Source organism: Flavobacterium kingsejongi, assembly GCF_003076475.1.
GTDB lineage: Bacteria > Bacteroidota > Bacteroidia > Flavobacteriales > Flavobacteriaceae > Flavobacterium > Flavobacterium kingsejongi.
On the sequence record NZ_CP020919.1, the window covers coordinates 3,807,269 to 3,830,335 of the forward strand.

The window sequence follows — 23,067 nt, forward strand, 5'->3', positions numbered from 1 at the left end:
TTTACAATAACACAACAAAATACTTTAAACCTAAGGCCTCTAATTATTCCTATTTGGAATAAAATGGTGGAACTTATCGTTTTAATATTTATTTTTACGTAGCTAATATTAATTTCAGGCCGTTAGCCTTTTGTAAAAAGCACGGCATTGCCAATTCCGAACTGAGATTATAATTCCAACAGTATGAAAAAAAGCTTTTCAATATTCTGGATACTCTACATGCTCTTTTTTGCAATCCCCTTCCCTATGATCCTTTATTATAGTATCAATTATAGCGAGGAGGTCTATTCCACCGACCGGTTGAGTTCTCCGGTGTTGAGCCTTATTCTTCTTGGAATTTCAATAATGCTTTGGGCCATCCTTTTGGTGCGGTATTTCAAAAAATGGGTACTTGCTACTTTCCGGTTAAAAGAAGATCTAAACAACATCCAAAAACGGGGACTCCTGAAAGAAGCAAGGGTGGTATCGGCCGTAAAAACAGGTGCTATAGTAGATCACAACACCGAATATGATGTGGTATTTTCATTTGAAAACTTAGTCGGTACACCGATACAGGAAAAAATGATACTCGTGGACACGAAACCCGGATTACACCGTTATGTTGCTGGAAACAAACTAAAAATCAGGGTCGATCAGGAGCTAAAATCATTCCCTTATATTACCGTAGATGGTGCTGCTATACATTACAATACAAAAAAAATAATACTGGCAATACTGGTATGGTTGCTCTTTGTGGTCTTTGTTGTGGGCTATTACATCTTTTCGTATAACTTTGAAAATGGCGGCACAGGATGGCGGTTTTTACAATTCTGGCACCCATTGGTGCTTTGCCCTATCATACTATTAAGCTATGGCTTCCTGCTCGCATTGATCTATAATCGGCTGGAAGGAAATCCTAAAAATATAAATGAACTAAAATACCGGGGAATACAAACTGACGCCAAACTGATTCGGGCCACACAGACCGGAATGTTGATCAATGACCAGCCTCAGGTTAAATTTGAATTTGAATTCCAGGACCTGCACGGCAAAACACAACACGCAAGCCTGAAAAAAGTGATCAGCTTATTAAAAGTACACATCACGCAACAACCGAGCATTCGTATTTTTTACCTGAAAGAGAACCCGCAGATTATTGCTTTCGCGGATGATTTTAAAACCCCTTAATCCGCTGTGTATGTCAATCCGATTTATTTTTAAGAGTATCGCCTGCATCCTGTTATTGGGATTTAGTTCCTGTGAAAGCATCAATAACAGCATCTCCGATACTTTCAAAGCACCTAATTCAAAAAAAGAATCCGAAAAGGCTACTCCGGACAAGCCAATACGGGCCAAGATGGCTACGCCACACAGCGCGACAGAACCAGTTGCTCCAATCAAAGAAACAGAAGCAATCGTAGAGACGAAAGCAGTACCCCCCAATTTCCTGATTGATAGCGATGCACTTGCCAAAGCAGAACAGGAATTAAAGACACTACCGGAATTTCGGGGCAAAACTATTTATGTGTACCAGTCGGTTCATTTTTTTGACGACGGCAGAATTTCAATTAAAGTCCAAAATCCCGAAAATCCTGATTATGCAGATCAATATGATTACAGGAATGACCAATGGAATACGCCAAAACCGGTAAAAATCTACCTGCATGATAAACTTTCTGAGAACCTGGTTGCACTGGACAGAGTATCTTTTACAACTATTGCAAAAATCATTAGGGTCTATAATGAAAAAGCAAAAACGGTTGTGGGCGCGAAACCCGCTGATCATAGTTATGCCTACATTAGTAAAGGACGAATTAAATGGTATCCCTCTACTATTACAGGCGATCGGGAATCCTATCAGATCCGGTTTAATGAAAATGGTACATTACAGCATTATGAACGGCTATAATTAAGTATAAAAGACTCTTTTAGCCTAACAATAACAACTTGTAGTTACTACAAACTGCTAAAGTGTGGTGTTGAACAAAATAGCAAAAGCCCGGAATGTTATCCCGGGCTTTTAATACTATCGTTCTAATTTTTAGTATTGCAATTCAAATCCCACTTCCTGAACATTCTCGGAACTGGTGCCTACAAAAACTTTAAACTGTCCGGGTTCTACAAGATAATTTCCGTCATTATCATAAAACCCCAGTTCCTTGTCTGTCAGCTTAAAAGTAACCGTTTTGGTTTCACCTTTTTTAAGGCTGATGAGCTCAAATCCTTTTAACTCTTTTACCGGACGGGAAAGGCTGGCAAAAATATCGCGAATATATAATTGTACTACTTCTTTTCCATCGTATGGGCCTGTATTCTTAACTGCTACACTTACGGTCACAGCTTCGCCCTTAGCATAAGTTGCTTTTCCAACTTTCAAATTTTTATAGTCAAATGTCGTATAGCTCAATCCATAGCCAAAAGGATACAATGGCGTTTTTTCAACGTCTGTATAATGGGACCAGAATACATTTTTATCACTATCTACAGGTCGGCCGGTACTGTGTTGGTTGTAATAAATTGGAACCTGCCCTACATTTCTCGGAAAGCTCATCGGGAGTTTTCCACTCGGATTATAATCTCCATACAGCACCTGGGCGATTGCATTTCCAGCTTCAGTTCCCAAATGCCAGGCTTCGACTATAGCTGGAATATGAGTGCTGGCCCACGGCAATGCTAAAGGACGTCCATTATTCAATACTAAAACAATATTAGGATTTGCAGCATAAACAGCTTCCAGTAATTCCTGCTGGTTCCCTGGCAGATCCAGTTGGGTACGGCTTCGGCCTTCACCACTTTGGAATCCGTGCTCTCCAAGGACAATTACGACAACATCTGCGTCTTTAGCTGCTTTGATAGCCGATTCAAAACCACTTTTATCTGTCGTATTAAAAACCAGTTCATCCAAAAATGTTGTTTTGCCCACAGTAAGATCTGATCCTTTTTCATACTGCAAAGTATTCTCTTTGTATTTTTGCATGCCTTCCAGTACGGATACCGCGGTATTATCTTCAGAAGCAATTCTCCAGCTGCCTAAAGGGCTATTTTTATCGGCCGCCAAAGCACCAATCAGGGCTATTTTCTGTCCGGAACGTTTTAAAGGCAATATATTTTTTTCATTGCGCAAGAGTACAATTGATTTTTTAGCCATATCCAGTACTCCTTCATGGTTGGCTTTACTGCCAATCACTTCCTGCTCTCTCTTCTCATCCAAATACTTATATGGATTATCGAATAATCCCAATTCAAATTTTACCCGGAGGATTCGCCGTACAGCATCATCGACCAAAGCAATTTCAATTTTCCCTGTATTCACCAGTTGTACCAGTTCCGAAATATACAAATGGGACTCCATATCCATATCAGAACCTGCTTTTACGGCTTTAAGGGTTGCTTCGGCACCATCTTTGGCAAATCCGTGGGTAATCATCTCCCGAACGGAGGCCCAGTCGGACACTACAAAACCATCAAATCCCCATTTCCCTTTTAAGATATCCCGTTGCAAAAAGCTATTACCGGTTGCGGGTACACCATTTAGGATATTAAAAGAATTCATCATCGTTCGCACTCCGGCTTCCTGGGCGGCTTTAAAAGGTGGCAATATGGTATTGTACAATGTAGCATTTCCTACATCTACAGTATTATAATCTCTTCCGGATTCTGCAAAACCATAGGCTGCAAAATGCTTGGCACAGGCTGCAATGGTATTTACAGCGGCAAGATCATCTCCCTGAAATCCTTTTACCCTGGCAATAGCTACCTTACTTCCTAAATAAGGATCTTCTCCGGCACCTTCCATCACCCTGCCCCAACGGGCATCGCGGGAAATATCTACATTAGGCCCAAATGTCCAGTTGATCCCCGAAGCCGAAGCTTCAGCAGCAGCCACCTGTGCCGATTTCCTAATCGCCTCCATATCCCAGCTTGAGGCTTCTGCCAATGGGATTGGGCTCAAAGTCTTATAGCCATGAATTACATCAAATCCAATAATCAATGGGATCCCAAGTCGTGTTTCTTCGACAGCTATTTTCTGTACAGCACGGACTTCTTTTACACCCCGTACTGTTAGCATCGAACCGACCCATCCTTTACGCAGGTGTTCGTATTTTAATTCAGCACTCCCGCCTTTAGGAGCTGGTCCTGTGACATCCCAAAAACCATTATACTGATTCATCTGCCCGACTTTCTCTTCGAGGGTCATTTCTTTTAATAACAGATCAATACGTTGTTCTATTGTTTTTTTGGTGTCCAGGTATGGTTTCTTTTGTGCATTCATTGTTCCAAGTGTCATCAGGATTACAATTCCTGTGGTAAGCATTTTAGTTCTGTTCATAATAAGATTATATAGCCAAGTGTACTGTAGATTCTGCTTTAGAAAAAGTACTACTCTGTTTATTCCGATTGAAAAGTGGAAGCCGGAAGCCCCGCTGCATTGAAAAGATCCGCCTGATCTGTGTTTTTCCAGGCATACCGCACATGAACCGGATTGGGTACTTTAATAGCTGACAATGCTATTTCATTTCCAACAATCTTCGCCAGTGCAGGATAAAACTGCCCATCAGTACCTGCAATTTCGAATAGGCTTGTTTTTTTATTCTTAAAATACAATCCCTGTGCATGATTGAATGCCACATACAGTTTTCCATTACGTACTGTTGTACTTTTAAAAAGGGGCCCATTTACGGTAGCATTATTTGTTTTATACCAGTCAACTAATGCCAGGTTTGCCAAACGAGTACCTACTGTTTTTTTATCTTTCGGATGGATATCGTCAATCGTAGAAATATCGGAAGTCACTACCATTCCTGTATTCGGTATGGTATTCTGCACCTTTCGCTGGGCATCACGAATGATCGCACCACCTGGATGATCCTCCCCGTAACGATACGGAGCAATCTGAACATAATAAAAAGGGAAATTATAGCCCCAGGAATTTCGCCAGGAATTGATTAATGCCCCCAATGTCTGGTCGTATACAGCAGAGCCTATATTGCTTTCGCCCTGGTACCAAAGCACACCTGCAATCCGATAACCAATTAATGGATGAATCATGGCATTATAGGCACGTCCCGGTTCAGTTGGCCCCCATTGCGAAGGCTTTAATGCTGCTGCAGCCTGTTGTACTACGCTATTTTGCGCTATCGTTTTTTCTGACATCCAGATTTCCGCCGGAGTACCTCCCCAGTTGGAACTAATCAGCCCAATGGGAACACCTTTGAGGTCTTCCCGCAATCGTAATGCAAAGTAATACCCCACAGCACTAAAACGTTTCATACTTTCTGGTGTGCATACTGTCCAGGATCCCGGAAAATCCTGCTGGGGTGAGTCGGAAGCCCGTTTGGAAACCGTAAAAAAATGAATGTCCGGATAATTTGCTTTTGCAACTTCCGCATCACCATTGGCAATACCCCAACCGGCATTCATTTCCATATTCGATTGTCCCGAACAGATCCAGACTTCACCGATAAGAATATTTTTTAATTGTATTTCATTGTATCCCTTAATTGTGATACCAAAAGGCCCACCGGCTTCCGGGGTCATCACTTCAACAGACCAGTATGCCTGATTGTTTGGGGTGACTTTATATTCTTTACCATTCCACCCTGTGAGTATCGTAATTGCTTCTCCGGGATCCGCCCAACCCCAGATTTTTGCATTTGCATTCCTTTGCAATACCATACCATCTGAAAAGATCGTGGGTAATGTAACATTTGCGGAAGCATGTAAAAACACAAACAAAAGTAAAATCAGGAAATGACTATTTTTTTTCATCCAGGATTTTTTTTAGGAATGGAATATATTGCGCTGCCATTAATTTATGATCGGCAGCATCGGGGTGGCTGCCACAACCGTTCGGGTTCATTGCACTGAACTTAAATACCGCAATGGGCTTATGCTTATCATCCTTAAAATAGTCCCTTATTTTCTCCAGGCATTCCGTAAAAACCTGGTCTTTTGTACCATTGACCATCGGGCTGTTCACTAATACAATCTGTGCCTCGGGATTGTGCTCATACAGCATCGAGATAAAAGCAGTATAGCGATTGATGAACTGCTGCGCATCAAAAGGTAGTCGTTCTTTTTTACCATCACCATCGGAGAAATCATTTGTCCCAAGTGCAATACTGATAATATCGGGTTTAAATTGAAAATCATATGGTTTGGAAGCATCGGTATTCAGGTACAGGTTACCATACACGTCCGGCATAATCGCTTCTTTATTATGTTCATCATTCCAGTTGCGGTACATCCCAATACCGGATACGGAACTGAGCTGAAATTCTGCATTGAGGCTTTTAGCACTCTGGGGACCATATGCGAGATAAGCATTGTGCTGGTCATACCATTCCCCCGTTCCACAAGGAATCTCTTGCGTATCGGCACCCATGCCACAGGTAATAGAATTTCCTATAAACTCGATTTTTGCACGGGGCGTTGTTTCAGTTTTGACGATGTTTGCTTTGATGTCCTCAACTGCTATCGCACCGTTTCCAGCTTCTGTCGCCTTATAAATGGTCAGTGTATGGATATTTTTTTTAGCTGTTACAGCAATTTTGTAGTTTTTGAGTTCGCTTTCAACACGAATCCTGCCCTGATAGTTACCATCTAATTCTAAGGCTACATAATTATGATTAGCCGTCATGCTTTTTAACGCTACTGCACAATCCGAACCTTTAAAACGAAATGTTACTGCAGCTCCCGGACCAACAAGGATGACTTTTTCAGCGGATGGATGTTCCATACGGCCCTGATAGGTAAAATTAACTTTTTGGGATTGCTGCTGCCCTATTCCTAAAACAGAATAGGATAAGAACAATAATAGGGTGGTTTTTTTTAGGAATTGCATCTTTATTACTTACATTTTTTGTAAAGTTATCAAAAAGCATTTTCCGATGGCAATACTAAACGATCAAATTATGGTAGGAATTTAAAACCCTTCTGCGAAATAATCATTGCAATTATTTCATAGTAGTGTAAAATTGAGTAAGTTTGATTTTGTAAATTTTATTCTCATGGCTACTAAGAAACTCCTCCTATTATTCGCTTTTCTAACATTTTCCTTTACAGCATCAGCGCAATATTATGGTAATGGCGTGAACCGATCAATTGGACAAAATGCACGTATGGATCATTCAACAAAAAAGAAGAATGATAAAAAAATCGATTACGCAGAATCAACAGTGGAATATTTCACTAAAGAACTTAATTTGGACGGATTACAACAAGCTGCCATCAAAGGTATTATAAATGATTATAAAACGCCTATGGATGAAATTATGGCCATGGACATTACAGATGCTGAAAAACAAGATAAAATGCGGGAAATCGGTGATAAAATTGATGTTGAAATTCTAAAATTACTATCAAAAGAACAATCCGAAAAATATCTTAAAATGAAAGAAGATCAAATGAAAAAAATGAAGCGTTAATAGCTTTTACAGCAATAACAATCCATAGGATCTGAGTGTTTTTACAGGTTTACTGAACCAGAATAATTCAAAGTCTTCCAGTCCAAGGTCATCATACTCGCGTTTTACCTCCTGAAAAGTAAAGATCTTGGCATTGGAAACGCTAATTTTCAGCAATAGTCCCTTTAGCCAGTTTCCCTGTTCTATATTGAGCTGAACGCTGAAACTTTCTTTTCTGTCATGAAAAGTTAGGGTAACCATTTCCCAACTATTGCCTTTTTTAGATTTTGTAAAATAGTCTACTGCAGGTTTATTTCCCAACCATACTACCTTAGCACTTGATTTTACAGCGAGTTCTTCCTGCTCTTGTATAGCATCATAAATATAGTCCGAGGCTATCGAGGTACGCGGTACTTTGAATTCAAACCAGTCCTGTAGTGGAAAATCAAAACAGATACCGTGCATAAAATTAAACAGTGATTTTTTTAGCCCAAAACTGAACTGCTCATGGTCGGTTCCTACAGTATCAATATGTACAATATCATTATTGGCAAAAGTACCTATGGCTTCCGTTTCTTTCAATACTCCAAATTTCTCAGGATACATTCCCACTGGACTATGCGCCGTCATTGCAAACTGATGCCAAAATCCCGATTGTAAAATTCCAATCTCGAACAGTTGCCGCACCATTTCCAACGAGTCAATTGTTTCCTGTGCGGTTTGCGTCGGGAAACCATACATCAGGTACGCATGAACCATAATACCCGCTTCTGTTAAATTCCGGGTTACCCTGGCTACCTGCGAAACCGTCACTCCTTTATCAATTAGTTGCAGTAAACGGTCGGATGCTACTTCAAGACCTCCCGAAATAGCGATACATCCTGAGGATTTCAATAACAGGCAGAGGTCCTTTGTAAAGCTTTTTTCAAAGCGGATGTTCGTCCACCAGGTCACTGCAAGTTTACGCCTTAGTATTTCCAATGCCAGGGCACGCATCAGAGCCGGTGGTGCTGCTTCATCAACAAAATGAAACCCATTCTGACCGGTCTGTTCCATAAGTTCCTCCATCCGATCACAGAGTAATTTTGCCGCGACGGGCTCATACACTTTTATGTAATCTAAAGAAATATCGCAAAAAGTACATTTCCCCCAGTAGCAGCCATGAGCCATCGTCAGTTTATTCCAACGGCCATCGCTCCACATCCGATGCATCGGGTTGACAATTTCGATGACCGATATATAATAGTCTAACAATAAATCAGAATAGTCTGGTGTTCCAGTTTCCGATTGTTTGTAGTCCCGTGTCAGTGAATTATTAATGTATTTTACCACTCCATCTACCAAGGCGAAAGTGCGCTTTAAATCCTTGAGTTCCCTGTTTCCTTCGATATGCTCAATCAGGTTATCCAATGGGGCCTCGCCATCATCCAGCGTAATAAAATCGAAAAATTCCATTACTCTGACATCTGTTAACGAGCGTAATTCTGTATTCGGAAAACCACCGCCCATCGCAATCTTTACTCCTGGGAAATATTTTTTAATAAATTGTGCACTCCGGAAGGCACTATAAAGGTTTCCGGGAAATGGTACTGAAAAACAAACCAGCTTCGGTTGAAGATCCTGCATTTTATCGTTCAGGTTCGCCAAAAGCAAAGTATCGATATAGGTAAGTTCTTTGTGCAACATACCATACAAATCATCAAATGAATTGGCCGATCGCCCCATTCGTTCTGCATAACGGCTAAAGCCAAAGTTTTCATCGACACATTCGATAATCAAATCTGAAATGTCTTCCAGGAATAGTGTCGCAAAGTGCTTTGCTTTATCTTGCGTACCCATGGTTCCAAAAGCCCAGTCTAACTCTTCCAATTGTGCGAATCGGGAAGCTTCGGGAAGGAAATCTTCCTGGCAGATCAAATGCGATAAAGTGGGATTTTTTCCCTGCAAAAAAAGAATCACAGCATCAATCACTTTGATATAATCTTCCTGCAATGCGAGTATACGCTTAGCATTCTCCGATTTTGGATTCGGATTCTTTTCTGCTTCCAGAAAAATATCTTTTAGCCCCTGTTTCGAAAATAATTTCAAAATCACTTCAATTCCTAAGTCAGACTGAAAAGATGACTTGCCTTTTGTATTTAGGAATCCTTTAATATGAGCTGTGGCCGGATAAGGTGTATTCAGCTGTGTAAAGGGCGGTGTGATTAGAAAAACGGTTGGATTCAAAACAAAGTAATTAGTCTGCAAAAATATTGCTTATTTATGGAATAGCAATATTTTTAGCTATTACAGAGAAAAAGTTTATCCCGGAATCCGTAAACAAAAAGTTAAAGGCATTCCCATACCAGTAATTTTCGTTAATTTTGCTTAAAATTTTTAAGTAACCTTACCATGCCATCAGACTGTATTAGCTACCAGGATTCCGGATATTTCTCTCCTTTAATGAATGATTATCTGGAACAAAAGGAAAACCTCAAGTCGCTATACAATCGTTTTCCAACTTTGGAGAATTTTGGTCCTCAAATCTTAGAAAAACAACAAAATTTTAATGACAACCAGCGGCAGATACTGGTTAACGCCGTGGAAGAACAGTACAAAAAACTTACAGTTTCTTCGTTAACGCAAAAAAATATCGCATCGCTCAAAGCATCCAATACCTTCACAATAACTACCGGCCACCAACTCAATTTATTCACAGGCCCGCTTTATTTCTTATACAAGATTATTAGTGTAATCAATCTGACGAAAGAATTAAAATCGGAATATCCTGAATATAATTTTGTGCCTGTATATTGGATGGCCACCGAAGACCATGATTTTGAAGAAATTAATTATTTTAATTTTAAAGGCAAAAAAATACGCTGGAACCGCGAAAGTTCAGGTCCTGTAGGGCGATTATCTACCGAAGGGCTTGATGAAGTTTTTGAATGTTTTGAAAAAGAACTGGGAATAGGCACGAATGCCAAATACCTCAAAACCCTCTTTACGGATGCTTATCTCAAACATGATACCCTGGCAGCTGCTACCCATTTTCTCGCCAATGCTCTTTTTGGACACTACGGCCTGGTGGTTATGGATGCTGATGAAAGTAATCTGAAACGGCTTTTTATCCCTCATATCAAAGAAGAATTATCCTATCAGACCGCCAATAGTTGTGTTGCGGAAAGCACCTCCCTATTGTCCGGTTATAAGATTCAGGTAAATCCGAGAGAGATCAATCTTTTTTATATCGGCGGAGCATTCCGTGAAAGGATCATCCTGAAAAATGATTTATACTATATTAACAATACTGACCTGGTATTTACGCAGGAGGAAATTCTTCGACTGGTAGATGAACATCCGGAGCACTTTAGTCCTAATGTAATTATGCGCCCCCTCTACCAGGAAGTTATTCTACCCAATTTATGCTATGTTGGTGGTGGAGGTGAACTGGCTTACTGGCTGGAGCTAAAGTCTTATTTTGACCGATCAGCTGTTACATTCCCGATACTATTGCTTCGTAACTCCGCGCTTCTGGCTTCCCAAAAACTTGCCGAGAAAGCCGACAAACTAAATTTATCGTGGGCAGACCTTTTTAAAAAGCAATCCGATTTAGTCAATGAGAAAGTACGTTTCTATTCCACCTTCGCACTTGACTTTACACCACAAAAAAAACTGTTGCAAGAGCAGTTTGCCTTGCTTTCTGAAATTGCTTCCAAAACGGATGATTCCTTTGCAGGTGCTGTAAAAGCGCAGGAAACGAAACAATTGAAAGGTTTGGACAACCTTGAAAAGAAATTAGTACGGGCAGAAAAGAAAAAACATGCCGATCAACTGGAACGTATTACGGAATTACAAAATATGCTTTTCCCAAACAATAGCCTTCAGGAACGGCAGGCCAACTTTTCTGAATTTTACTTAGAAAGTGGCTCCCAGTTGATTGAAAACCTCTTTACCCAACTGCATCCTTTACGCCAGGATTTTACTATAATTGTAGTTTCCTAAACGAAACAGCAATTATTTATTTGAATTTTTTATAAAAAGAAGACTTTTATAGGCATTCAACTTCTAAATTAATAGCATTATTCCATAGAAATTACCTACTTTTGCAGCAAATTTAAAAAAACAAAATGGCAACAAATAGAACTTTTACAATGATTAAGCCGGATGCTGTCGAAAATGGACACATCGGAGGAATTCTAAACATGATCACCGAAGGTGGTTTCAAAATCGTATCCCTGAAATTAACGCAACTTACTGTTGCTGATGCTCAGAAATTTTATGAAGTGCATGCTGCAAGACCTTTCTACGGAGAATTAGTAGAATTCATGTCAAGAGGCCCTATTGTTGCTGCTATCTTAGAAAAAGATAACGCTGTTGAAGATTTTAGAACTTTAATTGGTGCTACTAATCCTGCTGATGCAGCTGAAGGAACTATCCGTAAAAAATATGCAAAATCTATTGGTGAGAATGCTGTACACGGTTCTGATAGCGATGAAAATGCAGCCCTTGAAGGTGCGTTTCATTTTGCAGGAAGAGAGCAATTCTAATCCCATTACAATTCATAAAAAAAGCCTGACAATTTAAATTGTCAGGCTTTTTTTTATCGCAATACGACATCTTTTACCACATCCCTCCGCAATTCCTCATTAATCATTTTGATTATTTTTTCTTTCCCATAACTCAACTCCTGTCGCAAGACAGAAGATGTTAATGCTACATATAATGTATTATTTTTCAGCATTACATCCTGGGTATAACTATTAACACCATTTCCCATTAGGTTTCTCCAGGCTTCCTTAACAGCCACCTGGTCTATTCCCGGCTGGAGTTTATTTGACTGCATGATCTCTTTCAGCACATCACTGATGCTACTGTTATCATTTTTCCGTTTCGCCATTGGTGATATTTATTGGGTTAGCTCTTTTATAATGGTATTCTTTTTTTTCCGCATTGCGTACAACTAATTCTGAATCAGAAAGTGCAATCAGCTCTTCAGTCCACTTGGAGTACGGTGAGGTATAATTAATAAGTACTTTATCACCTTCTTTTATCAATTGCAAATCTTCTTTGGTATCGTCTGTAAGAAAAGTACCATCAAGCTGTGGGGTTACTTTTTTTCGAAATCCTTTGTTGTCCTTTCCTATTTCAAAATAATCATAATTCATATTGATTTTAAAATCAACCTCCTTACCATCGGGCTGGATTACTTTTTCTATTTCCCAATAGCCATTGATCTGCGCAAGATCAAGTTCCTGATGGCAGGCACAAAAAAGTAGTAAAACAGGAATGATTTTTAAGATATTTTTCATAGAAAAGACTTTTGGATTTATTTATACCGGAAGACAAAGTTAGGCCTAAATTTCTGGAAAGCCTGTTATTTGCAGCCAAACAAAATCGGTTTTTTATTCACAATTGATATGCTTTGTACAGGACTATTCTCTCTTGAAAGTTCAGAACTGTAAACAACAAGAATTACCCTATAGACAATACAGTCGTATTAAAAACACAACTTAAATTTGGCACTACCGCACCATAAAAGAAATTTATTTTTTTCGGGTAAAGAACTTTTTAGCCGCTATATACAAGCAGGCAAAACCCAATAACACAAAGAGGTAGTAGAGTATTGCAATCTTATTTTCAAAGAGGCGTGCAATCAGGATGGAGACTACAAACAGGACATAGTAATGTACTGGTTTTACATTTTTTAATGAAACAGCCATTTAATTTTATTTAAAGAAAGAATCTACAAATTCTACTTTATTAAATACCTGCAGATCTTCAATTCCCTCCCCTACACCGATATATTTTACCGGAATCTGGAATTGGTCTGAAATTCCTATAACAACACCACCTTTTGCAGTACCATCAAGTTTAGTCACTGCCAGTGAAGTCACTTCGGTTGCAGCAGTAAATTGCTTTGCCTGTTCAAAAGCATTTTGTCCGGTAGACCCATCCAAAACCAACAAGACATCATGCGGTGCATCTTCAACGACTTTTTGCATTACCCTTTTTACTTTGGTAAGTTCATTCATCAGGTTTACTTTATTATGCAGACGACCAGCAGTATCGATAATAACTACGTCGGCATTTTGGCTTACCGCAGACTGTAACGTATCAAATGCCACAGAAGCAGGATCACTCCCCATCTGTTGTTTTACGATAGGCACACCTACACGGTCGGCCCAAATTTGCAATTGGTCTATTGCTGCTGCACGAAAAGTATCTGCAGCTCCTAATACCACGCTATATCCTGCCTTTTTAAGCTGGTATGCCAGTTTTCCAATAGTTGTAGTCTTACCTACACCATTAACACCGACCACCATCAGCACGTATGGTTTTTTATTTTTAGGGATATCAAATTCTGTGGATTCACCAGTATTTGTTTCAGAAAGCAAACCCGCAATCTCTTCACGCAATATAGCATTCAGCTCTTCGGTTCCTACATATTTATCCTTAGAAACCCGCTCTTCGATTCGCTTAATAACTTTTAGAGTTGTATTCACACCTACATCGGAAGCCACAAGTATTTCCTCCAGGTTATCCAGTACCTCATCATCAACTTTTGATTTTCCCGCTACTGCTTTTGTCAGTTTCGAGAGAAAGCTTGATTTGGATTTTTCCAGGCCTTTGTCTAAGGTTTCTTTTTTGTCGGATGAAAATATTTTCTTAAAAAAACTCATTGCTGTGCGCGATTGATTGATTATTAACTCTTTCGATATTCCAGAAGGAACAGTTCAAAATTTAAAAAAAACGAGTTAAAAGCCCCACCATTTCCTTCTTCTTGTGCGATAAGAGCCGGGGATATGCTTCTCCTCAAATTTGACGTAAATATAAAAAATAAAAAAGCTACTTCCGAAATGAAAGTAGCTTTTCTATATATTTATGTCTTAGATTATTTCTTTTTCAAGAATTCTTCTACTAATTCAGGAGCCATAACGCTTTCAACGAAAGTATATGCACCAGATTTTGGAGACTTTACCATTTTGATCGCTTTAGATAATCTCTTAGAAGCTGTCTGTAATGTTGCTACGGTTTTCTTTGCCATGACTAATTATTATTTAATTTCTTTATGAACAGTTACTCTTTTCAGGATTGGATTAAATTTCTTAATCTCTAATCTGTCCGGAGTATTTTTTTTGTTCTTTGTTGTTATGTATCTTGATGTACCTGGTCGACCACTTGTTTTGTGTTCAGTACATTCTAAAATCACCTGAATTCTATTACCTTTTTTTGCCATCTTGCTATATATTTATTAGGAACGGATTATTTAATAAATCCTTCAGCTTTGGCTTTTTTCAAAACCGCAGCAATTCCATTTTTATTAATTGTTTTTATTGTAGATGCAGCTACTCTAAGAGTAATCCATCTGTCTTCTTCAGGAAGATAAAAACGTTTTTTAACTAAGTTAACAGAAAATTTTCTCTTAGTCTTGTTCATCGCGTGAGAAACATTGTTTCCTACCATCGCTCTTTTACCCGTAAGGTCACAAACTCTTGACATTATGCTTATCTTTTATCGTTATTCAAAATCAGGGTGCAAAGAAACAAAAAAGAAACCTATAAAGCAAACTAATTAATCTAGTTTTTTAAAATTTCTTTCTGAATCATCTCTAAAGCCTTATTTATCGCTCTGTCAATGACTTTCTCCCGGGGCTGCCCAAAGTTAAATTCTTCGGACGTAACACCGTTTGGGGTGGCTAAAGCAATAAAAACAGCACCGATTTCTGCCTCGGTATCATCCTTGGACGGACCGGCATTTCCGGTCACTCCAATGGCATAATCCGTGTGCATTATCTTTTGTATTCCCAATGCCATTTCTTCCGCAACCTGTCCACTTACCACAGAATAGTCGCGAATTGTCTCTTCAGACACGTGTAAGACATCTATCTTAGCCGCTTTGGCATAACTGACCACACTGCCCTGGAAATAGGCCGAGGATCCCGGTATGGACGTTAAGAGAGCTGCCAGTCCGCCTCCGGTACAACTTTCAGCTGTAGCAATCGTTTTTTTATACTTTGCCAACAGTTGCCCGACTACGAATTCCAATGTTTCACTATCGTCATAACCTACAATAATATCTCCAATGATTTTTGTCAGGGAAATCACATTGTCTTCAATGCCTTTCATCAAAAAAGCTTCGTCTGTTCCCCGGGCAGAAAGACGCAGGCGCACTCTTCCGGGATTGGGCAAATAGGCCAGTTTGATAAAATCAGGGAGATTGTTCTCCCAGGCTTCAATCCGCTCTGCCACCAGGCTTTCCCCCTGCCCGTAAGTCAGGACAGTTTTATGCAGTATAAAAGGCCGCTGGTATTCTTTAATCACCTTGGGCAGTATTTCATTTTCGACCAGGTATTTCATTTCATAAGGAACTCCCGGAAGTGATACAAATACCGTATTTTCTTTTTTCATCCACATGCCCGGTGCTGTACCTACTGTGTTTGGAAGCACTGTACATTTGGATGGCACCAGTGCCTGGTCTTTATTGATTTGGGAAATAGGGCGCTTGTAAAACCCTTCTATCAGCTCTGTGACATGGGCCAGCACTTTCTCATCAACTACCAAAACATCTTCAAAATAATCGCAGAATGTTTTTTTCGTGACATCATCTTTCGTCGGGCCAAGACCACCCGTGATAATTACCAGGTCTACCTGGTTTTGCAGTTTTTTAAAAGTGGCTAAAATATGCTCCCTACTATCACTTATCGAAAGTATTTCATGTATTTCAACCCCTACTTTATCAAGTGTTTTTGCTATAAATGCTGAATTTGTATCTACAATCTGGCCAATGAGAATCTCATCGCCTATGGTGACTATGGTTGCCTTCATTACTGTTGTTTTTAGCTATAATCTGCCGATGAGTCCTTCCTTTTCGTGCTGTTCCTTCCTCCTGAATCACTGCAGATTTTATAAATTAAAATCCTTTTTTATTTCTTTGACGGCTTTTTCGATATGGTTTTCCAAACTTTTAAGCACCTCAATAATTTCTTTTTTCTTGCCCTGTTTTTCCGCCCACTTCTCTACCAAAACAACTTCTTCCAAAGCGGAATCCATCCCGAGTAAATCAATAGTAGGCTTTACTTTATGAGCATAACTATAGGCTTCCTGAAAGTCTTTTTCCTTGATCCCATTTTTTATTTTTTTCAAATCCTGGGGTACATCGGCGACAAACAGTCCAATAATCTGGAGCACGAATTCCGTGTCGTTATCTGAAATAGCGTACACTTTTTCTAAGTTATAATTTATCGCCATTATTTCACCTGTATTCTGAAAAGCTTTTGACCTTCCAAGTATCCTTCCAAGATATCGTCGGGCTGTACCCTCGCCACACCTTCCGGAGTTCCGGTAAAAAGGATATCACCAATTTTCAGGGTGAAATATTTGGAAACATAGGAAATCAGCTCGTCAATTTTCCAAAGCATGTGGCTTGTATTTCCAAGCTGGACAGTTTCACCATTGTTTTTGAGCTCAAAACTTACATTATCCAAGGACGCAAATTGTGCTTTAGGCACAAAATCACCCAGTACAGTTGCGCCATCAAAACCTTTGGCTTTCTCCCAGGGCAATCCTTTTTCTTTTAATCTTGCCTGTAAGTCACGCGCAGTAAAATCAATCCCTACTCCAACCTCATCATAATATTTATGGGCAAATTTAGGCTCGATATATTTACCGACTTTGGTAATTTTCACAATCACTTCTATCTCATGATGGATATCATCTGAAAATTCCGGGATCACAAAAGGCATTTGCTTGATTAAAATGGAGGAATCGGGTTTTAAAAAAACTACCGGCTCTTCCGGGCGCTCATTTTGAAGCTCTTCTATATGTTTGGCATAATTCCTGCCGATGCAGATGATTTTCATACAATTGGGATGATTGTGGGTTATGATTCTGGATTATAACGATCCAATCAATTTAATTTAGTATTCAGTTTTCGCAGCTTAATTGCCGTCAGTACTTTTTTGGTATACAAAGGGAAATCGGCATTTTGTATCCATCCGAAATAGCCCGGCTCCGTTTCCAGCACTTTATTTACTTTGACACCTTTATGTTTTCCAAAAGCAAAAATTTCCTCATTGTCTTTATCCAACGCAATAAAACCTGCAAAATCCACTGATTTTTTACGGGTTGTATATTCCGACAGCGATTTCATGTCATGAGGCAAATCCTCATAACGATCCAACTGGGATTTCAATATCTCATAGGTAGCCATAGTATCCGCTTCTGCTGAATGCGCATTTTCAAGGCTTTGCCCGCAATAAAATTTATAGGCAGCACTCAATGTACGCTCTTCTTTTTTATGGAATATCGTTTGAATATCTACCGCAACGCTATTTTTCATATCAAAATCTACTCCGGCCCTTAACAATTCTTCTGCCAACAATGGAATATCAAAACGATCCGAATTAAATCCGGCCAGATCACAATCCTTCATCATGTTATGAATAATTGTAGCCAGTTCTTTAAAAGTAGGCTCATTAGCCACTTTCTCATCCGTGATTCCGTGAACGGCAGTCGTTTGAGGCGGAATAGGCATTTCGGGATTTACAAGCCAGGTTTTACTCTCTTTCGTTCCGTTGGGATATACTTTAAATACCGATATTTCAACAATCCGGTCTTTACATATATCGATTCCAGTGGTTTCAAGATCAAAAAAGCAGATTGGTTTAGTTAATTTAAGTTCCATTTTTTATGTTTTGTATGGATGACAAATATAAAGATTTACACGTAAACTGCTTTACTGTTTAAGTTTTTATATTGATATCCTCACTCGTTTTAAGGCATAAAAAAACCTCAAAAGCGATATGCTTTTGAGGTTTTTTAATCTTCCCGACTTCCATCATCCGCCATACGGACTATTTTTGGTGTAAATTGAGCTACTATGTCAACCAGGTTTTTTTGTGAAGCCATGACCTGATGAATATCTTTATACGCCATAGGGGCTTCATCTTTTCCTGCACCGATTAGCGTAACATTATGATCTTTTAGCTGCTGCCTCATTTCTGATTTTGTGATACTCTTAATCGCCTGTGTACGGCTCATCAGCCTACCGGCACCATGGGAAGCGGAATTAATAGCATTTTCTGTCCCTTTCCCCCGCACTAAAAACCCAGGAGCCGTCATCGATCCCGGAATGATTCCCATCACACCTTTACCTGCAGGCGTAGCTCCTTTACGATGTACGATCACTTCTTCCCCATTCCAGATTTCCTTCCATGCAAAATTATGATGATTTTCAACTTTAGCCAAAACGACTCCACCAATGGCACGGGTTAATTTCTCATGGATTACTTCATGACAGGCCGAAGCATAATCTCCTGCTAAATTCATTGCAATCCAGTATTCCTGACCTTCCTGCGTATTCATATCCAGATAAGCAAGATTTACAGCCTCTTTGGGTAATTTTGTCTTTTGCTTTGCCAATTGGGTATAATGTCCGGCGATAGTAGCGCCAAATCCCCTGGAACCAGAATGTGTCAATAAAGCGACATAGCGTCCTTTGTTAATATTAAGCACCTCATCTCTTTCACTGAATTCGATAATTCCAAATTCAACAAAATGATTCCCGCCTCCGGAAGATCCCAATTGTGACCAGGCTTTATCTTTCAATTTCTTCATCAGGGGTGTCAGGTCAAATGTATTCCGATCCATCACTTCATGCCCCGATTTATACTGCCCATGGAAGCCACGCCCTGCACCAAATTTCGTATGTGCAATTAATTCCCGTTGGTATTTTGCCCGGTTTTGCTCAAAATAAGTTTCCGGTACATCATAAATCGATAGCGCCATTCTACATCCAATATCCACTCCTACCCCATACGGCATGATAGCATTTTTAGTTGCCAGCACCCCACCTATCGGCAATCCATATCCCTGGTGAGCATCGGGCATCAATGCTCCACCCACGGTTACCGGAAGCCGCATTGCAACATCCATCTGATCTCTGGCTCCCGCTACAATCTGATCTGCTCCATATACTGCATAATCCTGGATCTCTTCCCGCAAAGCAATAGTTTCATCCTGTGGCATTTTAGCACTTTCAATCAACTGAGAAGCCAGTGGCGCTATAACAGCATCTGCTAAAAAATGCGCCGGATTTTCTACTACTTTTTGGAATAATTCTATTTTTTCTTTTACTGGAAGTGCTTCAAAATGCATATTGGCAATTTCAATTGCAGTTCCTAAAATTTTATTTTGCTCATAACCAACGGCCATAAAATCCGTTCCTGATACTGTATTTTTCATGATTTATTTTTTTTTTAAAATTAAAAGAGGCAACTTTGGTAAAATGTTTATTTTTTAATTGGACGAAGTAACACTTTACGACGGCACTCTTAGTAAGAGCTACAATAACAAGTGTTGTATTACTTTCAGGATTCGAACCTGACAAAACTACCAGACGAAGTAACACTTGCAAACGGCATCTTATTTTTGAAACAGAAGCAAAAAGCGGGTGAGTAACAGGGCTTGTCATGCCGGAGTCGAACCGGATAGTCTTGTTGCTTACTACAACTTCACTATTCCTCCCTTTATAGCGACGAAGTAACTCCTCCCTACGGCATCCTGTTTTTTATAATTAAAGCAAGGCAAAAAACGATAAGAGACTGTCCTGCTCTAACCAACTGAGCTACATCTTACAGATGGCAGGATTCGAACCTGCGACCTGGGCGTTACAATTGCGAAGTAACCCTTACCTACGGCACTTGCATTTTTTATTTTTAAATCTCCCGCAATTCCCTGATTGCGGGAGAAGCCTACAACTGAACCTGCAGGATAGTATCCAATGCAGTTTCTTTATTTTCAATAGCGTCCAGTATTTCAAATACTTTATCCGACCAACCTGCAATCAGGTATACCTGGTTCTCCTGAATTTGTAAAGGCGTAGTTCCATGTCCGGCCATATCAAAAAGATACAGCGTGGCGGCAGGCGCTATTTTTTTATAGTTTTTCCAGGAAGATGCCATAGTATTATTCGTAGCGTTGCTATTCCACAATTGCACATCGGTAAAAAGCATGATTTTATCAACCACTTTTTTTCTCCGGATCAGGTCTTCCAATACTAAATATCCATTTGTAGCATACCCAACTTCGCCTTCTCTTTTATAATATTCCTGAACATTCGCCAGAATATTATGTTGCGGCATCGGAATGGTTTTCCAGGTATCCCCAAACATTCCACTGATGACATTCTTACATCTGGACTGCATCAGCATGCCCAGCATCAGTCCGATATCATACAGCAATACTGAACTGCGGGCAGAAACCGGTCCCTGCATCGAACCCGACACATCGCAGGCAATTACTACTGCGGTATCCAAACCAAAACCTTTAATATTCTTTGCGCCCTGCAATACAGCTTTTTCCAGCGCCTGCAAGACCAATGGCACATAACCGGAGTCCAGTGCTTTTATTTCGCGGTAAGCGGATAAGTAACGAAAAGGCAACTGTTTTGAATTTTCTACCGCTTTTGCATCGGAGAGGTAATCACATACCATCTGGATATGAATCCCCGAAACACCAGCCTGGATTATATTCCTCAGGTTACGCATCAAAGCCATGTACCCGATTTTTTTACTTTCAATCAGCGCTTCCCATTTTTGGGCTACCGCTCTTTTTTTAGCATCCGCATCTGCAAACTGGATCTTACCCAATTCGGAAAGCTGCGTTTCCCAGGTATAAGGCGTCGCAAGTGTACCGGAAGCGATTTTATTAAAAATAAGCTGCTGGCCTTCATCTTTTGCTTTTGGATGCACCAGGAACAAAGCATCTTTGAGCTTTACCGCTGTATTCCTGTCATATTTGGCAAATTGGTATTCATCAAAATTATTAAATGCAATCGCCAATCCTTTTTGTACCTGTTTGGAAAGCCTGTTCAGTTTTTTTACCGCTGTTCTTTCGTTCAGCATTTGGTAGCAAGCCAATAACTCGGTAATCTCATCAGCACGCTGCACTACCTTACCAATCGTATGCCGTACCAGGGATCCCCCGGAAACCCGTTGAGCCAGCGCTACCGAAAGCAGTACCGAAACCGAACGCAGCTGCATCACCGTACGGGCATATACAGCCAGTTTAGCGACAAACTCTGGGGCACATTTTTGCAATAATCCGCTAATTCTTTCGAATCTTACATTGTCAGCTTCATAAAAGGAATCATTCAATCCGGTAGTTACTACTGCAGTATACAATTCCATTTCAGGCGTCATCACAAATGCTTTTGCATTTTCGTGATTTTGCGTTACCGTTTTTTGTTTATTATTAAAATTGAATTTCATACTATTTAGATTTAGGAATTAGTACCTCTCTGGAACAAATCAATCCTTGTTCGTTTCTGACATTGCAAAGATGGCCACCTCACTACGCAACACAATTGCGCAGCATAAAAAAATTTCAATAAAAAAAACAAACACCTATATAATAAAGCTTTAAAAAATAAAATAATTTTAAAATTCACTTTCCGCACTCTTACTACGCAATTATACCGCGTAGTAATCCGCTAAATTTGTATTTTTGAAATCCTGCAGCATTCCAATTTTAGGATTTTATACTGCTATACTGTTGCGTGAGGGATGGAAACGGCATCCTTTTTCTCCTTTTCTGGGAGAAAAAGATAGAGTGGACAGCCCGGCCCGCAGGGACACGCCCAAAATAAAACTGAAATACTATGGCAACAAATAAACTGGCTTTGATTCGTTATAAAACAATAGACAATTGTTTGAAAAACCGTTTCCGAAAGTGGAGCTTGGAAGACCTGATGGAAAAAGTATCCGATGCCTTATATGAATATGAAGGGATCACGACGGGAATCAGCAAACGTACGCTACAAAGCGATCTCCAGTTGATGCGAAGCGACAAATTGGGATACAATGCCCCGATTGTTATTGTGGACCGGAAGTATTATACTTATGAAGACCCGAAATTCAGCATTGCCAATTCCCCGATCAATAGTGCGGATATGGAGAAGATGAAGGAGATTGTCAGTGTTTTGAAACACCTGAACGGATTTCATTATTTTGATGAAATGAGTGACATGATTGCCAAACTGGAAAACAACCTGCATAAATCTTCGGACAAGGGCAGGAACTACATCCAGTTTGAAAGTAATGCCCAATTAAAGGGACTGGAACACATCAATCCCATTTACCAGGCGATCCTGGGTAAAAATCCATTACTTATCGAATACAAGTCTTTTAAGGCTCAAAAATCCAGTCAGGAGATCTACCATCCCTACCTGCTTAAAGAATACCGTAACCGCTGGTTCCTTATTGGACAATCCAAACACACTCATCTTGTAACGTTGGCACTGGATCGGATCATAGGATTCTATATTTTACCACAGGCCTCATTCATAGCTTATGAAGGGGTTGACTTTGACCGCTATTTTGATGATGTACTGGGTGTTACCAAAACGGCACAGGAACGGGCACAAAAAGTCATCCTGGAATTTACGAATGCCCATGCCCCGTATGTCATCACCAAACCGCTGCATCATTCCCAGACGGTACTCCAGCAAAATGAAAGCGGTATCAGGATCCGTATTGATGTGATCCTCAATTTTGAATTGGAACGTGAAATACTAGGGTTTGGCGACGGAATCAAGGTTGTCTCACCGCGCCATCTTATCCGAAGGATTGCCAAGAGGCTTGAAAATGCCCAAAATCAATATTTTGAGATATAAAAAAACCTCCCAGGCTAACGCTTGGGAG

The 23,067-nt window shown here is 39.9% G+C and carries 23 protein-coding genes; 6 read left to right on the forward strand and 17 right to left on the reverse strand.

The window, feature by feature from the left end:
* Positions 1-183 precede the first annotated feature (183 nt).
* Both FK004_RS17115 and FK004_RS17120 read left to right on the forward strand, forming a co-directional pair.
* Positions 184-1,167, forward strand: a complete 984-nt coding sequence (locus FK004_RS17115; protein ID WP_157956141.1) for a hypothetical protein — start codon at positions 184-186, stop codon at positions 1,165-1,167.
* A gap of 10 nt (positions 1,168-1,177) precedes the next feature.
* Complete coding sequence (locus FK004_RS17120; RefSeq protein ID WP_108738357.1) at positions 1,178-1,888, forward strand: hypothetical protein; 711 nt, start codon at positions 1,178-1,180, stop codon at positions 1,886-1,888.
* 132 nt (positions 1,889-2,020) lie between these two features.
* Here FK004_RS17120 and bglX read toward each other — a convergent pair whose 3' ends face one another.
* Genes bglX through FK004_RS17135 form a run of 3 tightly spaced genes read right to left on the reverse strand, consistent with a single transcriptional unit; the run spans position 2,021 to position 6,823 of the window.
* A complete protein-coding gene (gene bglX, locus FK004_RS17125; RefSeq protein ID WP_108738358.1) occupies positions 2,021-4,309 on the reverse strand; it encodes a beta-glucosidase BglX in 2,289 nt (762 codons plus the stop codon).
* A gap of 59 nt (positions 4,310-4,368) precedes the next feature.
* Positions 4,369-5,748 (reverse strand): sialate O-acetylesterase, encoded by a 1,380-nt coding sequence (locus FK004_RS17130; RefSeq protein WP_108738359.1) that lies wholly within the window; start codon positions 5,746-5,748, stop codon positions 4,369-4,371.
* Positions 5,735-6,823: an SGNH/GDSL hydrolase family protein gene (locus FK004_RS17135; RefSeq protein ID WP_108738360.1), complete on the reverse strand. Its 1,089-nt coding sequence runs from the start codon at positions 6,821-6,823 to the stop codon at positions 5,735-5,737. Before FK004_RS17135 ends, FK004_RS17130 begins: the two co-directional genes overlap by 14 nt.
* Positions 6,824-6,989: 166 nt before the next feature.
* Between FK004_RS17135 and FK004_RS17140 the strand changes: the two genes are divergently transcribed.
* Entirely contained in the window at positions 6,990-7,406 is a 417-nt protein-coding gene (locus FK004_RS17140; protein WP_108738361.1) for a hypothetical protein, read from the forward strand.
* A 6-nt stretch (positions 7,407-7,412) separates the two neighbouring features.
* Here the strand turns inward: FK004_RS17140 and FK004_RS17145 are convergent, their stop codons facing one another.
* A complete protein-coding gene (locus FK004_RS17145; RefSeq protein WP_108738892.1) occupies positions 7,413-9,611 on the reverse strand; it encodes a B12-binding domain-containing radical SAM protein in 2,199 nt (732 codons plus the stop codon).
* Between the two features lie 165 nt (positions 9,612-9,776).
* On the opposite strand from FK004_RS17145, the gene bshC reads away from it, so the two are divergent.
* Together bshC and FK004_RS17155 are read left to right on the forward strand one after the other, a co-directional pair.
* Positions 9,777-11,369: a bacillithiol biosynthesis cysteine-adding enzyme BshC gene (gene bshC, locus FK004_RS17150; RefSeq protein WP_108738362.1), complete on the forward strand. Its 1,593-nt coding sequence runs from the start codon at positions 9,777-9,779 to the stop codon at positions 11,367-11,369.
* Between the two features lie 125 nt (positions 11,370-11,494).
* Positions 11,495-11,914 (forward strand): nucleoside-diphosphate kinase, encoded by a 420-nt coding sequence (locus FK004_RS17155; RefSeq protein ID WP_108738363.1) that lies wholly within the window; start codon positions 11,495-11,497, stop codon positions 11,912-11,914.
* Positions 11,915-11,967: 53 nt separating this feature from the next.
* On the opposite strand, the gene FK004_RS17160 is transcribed toward FK004_RS17155, so the two are convergent.
* From FK004_RS17160 to FK004_RS17215, 13 genes are all read right to left on the reverse strand, one after another.
* Positions 11,968-12,264, reverse strand: coding sequence for a DciA family protein (locus FK004_RS17160; RefSeq protein WP_108738364.1), 297 nt, complete (start codon positions 12,262-12,264; stop codon positions 11,968-11,970).
* Positions 12,245-12,676 (reverse strand): lipocalin family protein, encoded by a 432-nt coding sequence (locus tag FK004_RS17165; protein ID WP_108738365.1) that lies wholly within the window; start codon positions 12,674-12,676, stop codon positions 12,245-12,247. The genes FK004_RS17160 and FK004_RS17165 overlap by 20 nt, the downstream gene beginning before the upstream one ends.
* Positions 12,677-12,910: 234 nt before the next feature.
* Positions 12,911-13,087 (reverse strand): hypothetical protein, encoded by a 177-nt coding sequence (locus FK004_RS19275; protein WP_157956142.1) that lies wholly within the window; start codon positions 13,085-13,087, stop codon positions 12,911-12,913.
* 6 nt (positions 13,088-13,093) lie between these two features.
* Positions 13,094-14,047, reverse strand: coding sequence for a signal recognition particle-docking protein FtsY (gene ftsY, locus FK004_RS17170; RefSeq protein ID WP_108738366.1), 954 nt, complete (start codon positions 14,045-14,047; stop codon positions 13,094-13,096).
* A 212-nt stretch (positions 14,048-14,259) separates the two neighbouring features.
* Entirely contained in the window at positions 14,260-14,412 is a 153-nt protein-coding gene (locus tag FK004_RS17175) for a DUF4295 domain-containing protein (protein ID WP_108738367.1), read from the reverse strand.
* A gap of 9 nt (positions 14,413-14,421) precedes the next feature.
* The gene (gene rpmG, locus FK004_RS17180; RefSeq protein ID WP_108738368.1) at positions 14,422-14,604 is read right to left on the reverse strand and encodes a 50S ribosomal protein L33; all 183 of its coding nucleotides are present in this window, start codon (positions 14,602-14,604) and stop codon (positions 14,422-14,424) included.
* A 26-nt stretch (positions 14,605-14,630) separates the two neighbouring features.
* Positions 14,631-14,867, reverse strand: coding sequence for a 50S ribosomal protein L28 (gene rpmB / locus FK004_RS17185; RefSeq protein ID WP_073355163.1), 237 nt, complete (start codon positions 14,865-14,867; stop codon positions 14,631-14,633).
* A gap of 77 nt (positions 14,868-14,944) precedes the next feature.
* Positions 14,945-16,192, reverse strand: a complete 1,248-nt coding sequence (locus tag FK004_RS17190) for a CinA family nicotinamide mononucleotide deamidase-related protein (protein WP_108738369.1) — start codon at positions 16,190-16,192, stop codon at positions 14,945-14,947.
* A gap of 78 nt (positions 16,193-16,270) precedes the next feature.
* Complete coding sequence (locus FK004_RS17195) at positions 16,271-16,615, reverse strand: Hpt domain-containing protein (protein WP_108738370.1); 345 nt, start codon at positions 16,613-16,615, stop codon at positions 16,271-16,273.
* Entirely contained in the window at positions 16,615-17,226 is a 612-nt protein-coding gene (locus FK004_RS17200; protein ID WP_108738371.1) for a fumarylacetoacetate hydrolase family protein, read from the reverse strand. Before FK004_RS17200 ends, FK004_RS17195 begins: the two co-directional genes overlap by 1 nt.
* A 47-nt stretch (positions 17,227-17,273) precedes the next feature.
* Entirely contained in the window at positions 17,274-18,050 is a 777-nt protein-coding gene (locus tag FK004_RS17205; protein ID WP_108738372.1) for a 3'-5' exonuclease, read from the reverse strand.
* A 134-nt stretch (positions 18,051-18,184) separates the two neighbouring features.
* On the reverse strand, positions 18,185-19,609 hold the full coding sequence (locus FK004_RS17210; protein ID WP_108738373.1) for an RtcB family protein: 1,425 nt from the start codon (positions 19,607-19,609) through the stop codon (positions 18,185-18,187).
* Between the two features lie 509 nt (positions 19,610-20,118).
* Complete coding sequence (locus FK004_RS17215; RefSeq protein ID WP_108738374.1) at positions 20,119-21,636, reverse strand: TROVE domain-containing protein; 1,518 nt, start codon at positions 21,634-21,636, stop codon at positions 20,119-20,121.
* Between the two features lie 389 nt (positions 21,637-22,025).
* Between FK004_RS17215 and FK004_RS17220 the strand changes: the two genes are divergently transcribed.
* Positions 22,026-23,039 carry a helix-turn-helix transcriptional regulator gene (locus FK004_RS17220; protein ID WP_108738375.1) on the forward strand — a complete coding sequence of 338 codons (1,014 nt, stop codon included), beginning with the start codon at positions 22,026-22,028 and terminating at the stop codon, positions 23,037-23,039.
* Positions 23,040-23,067: the final 28 nt, after the last annotated feature.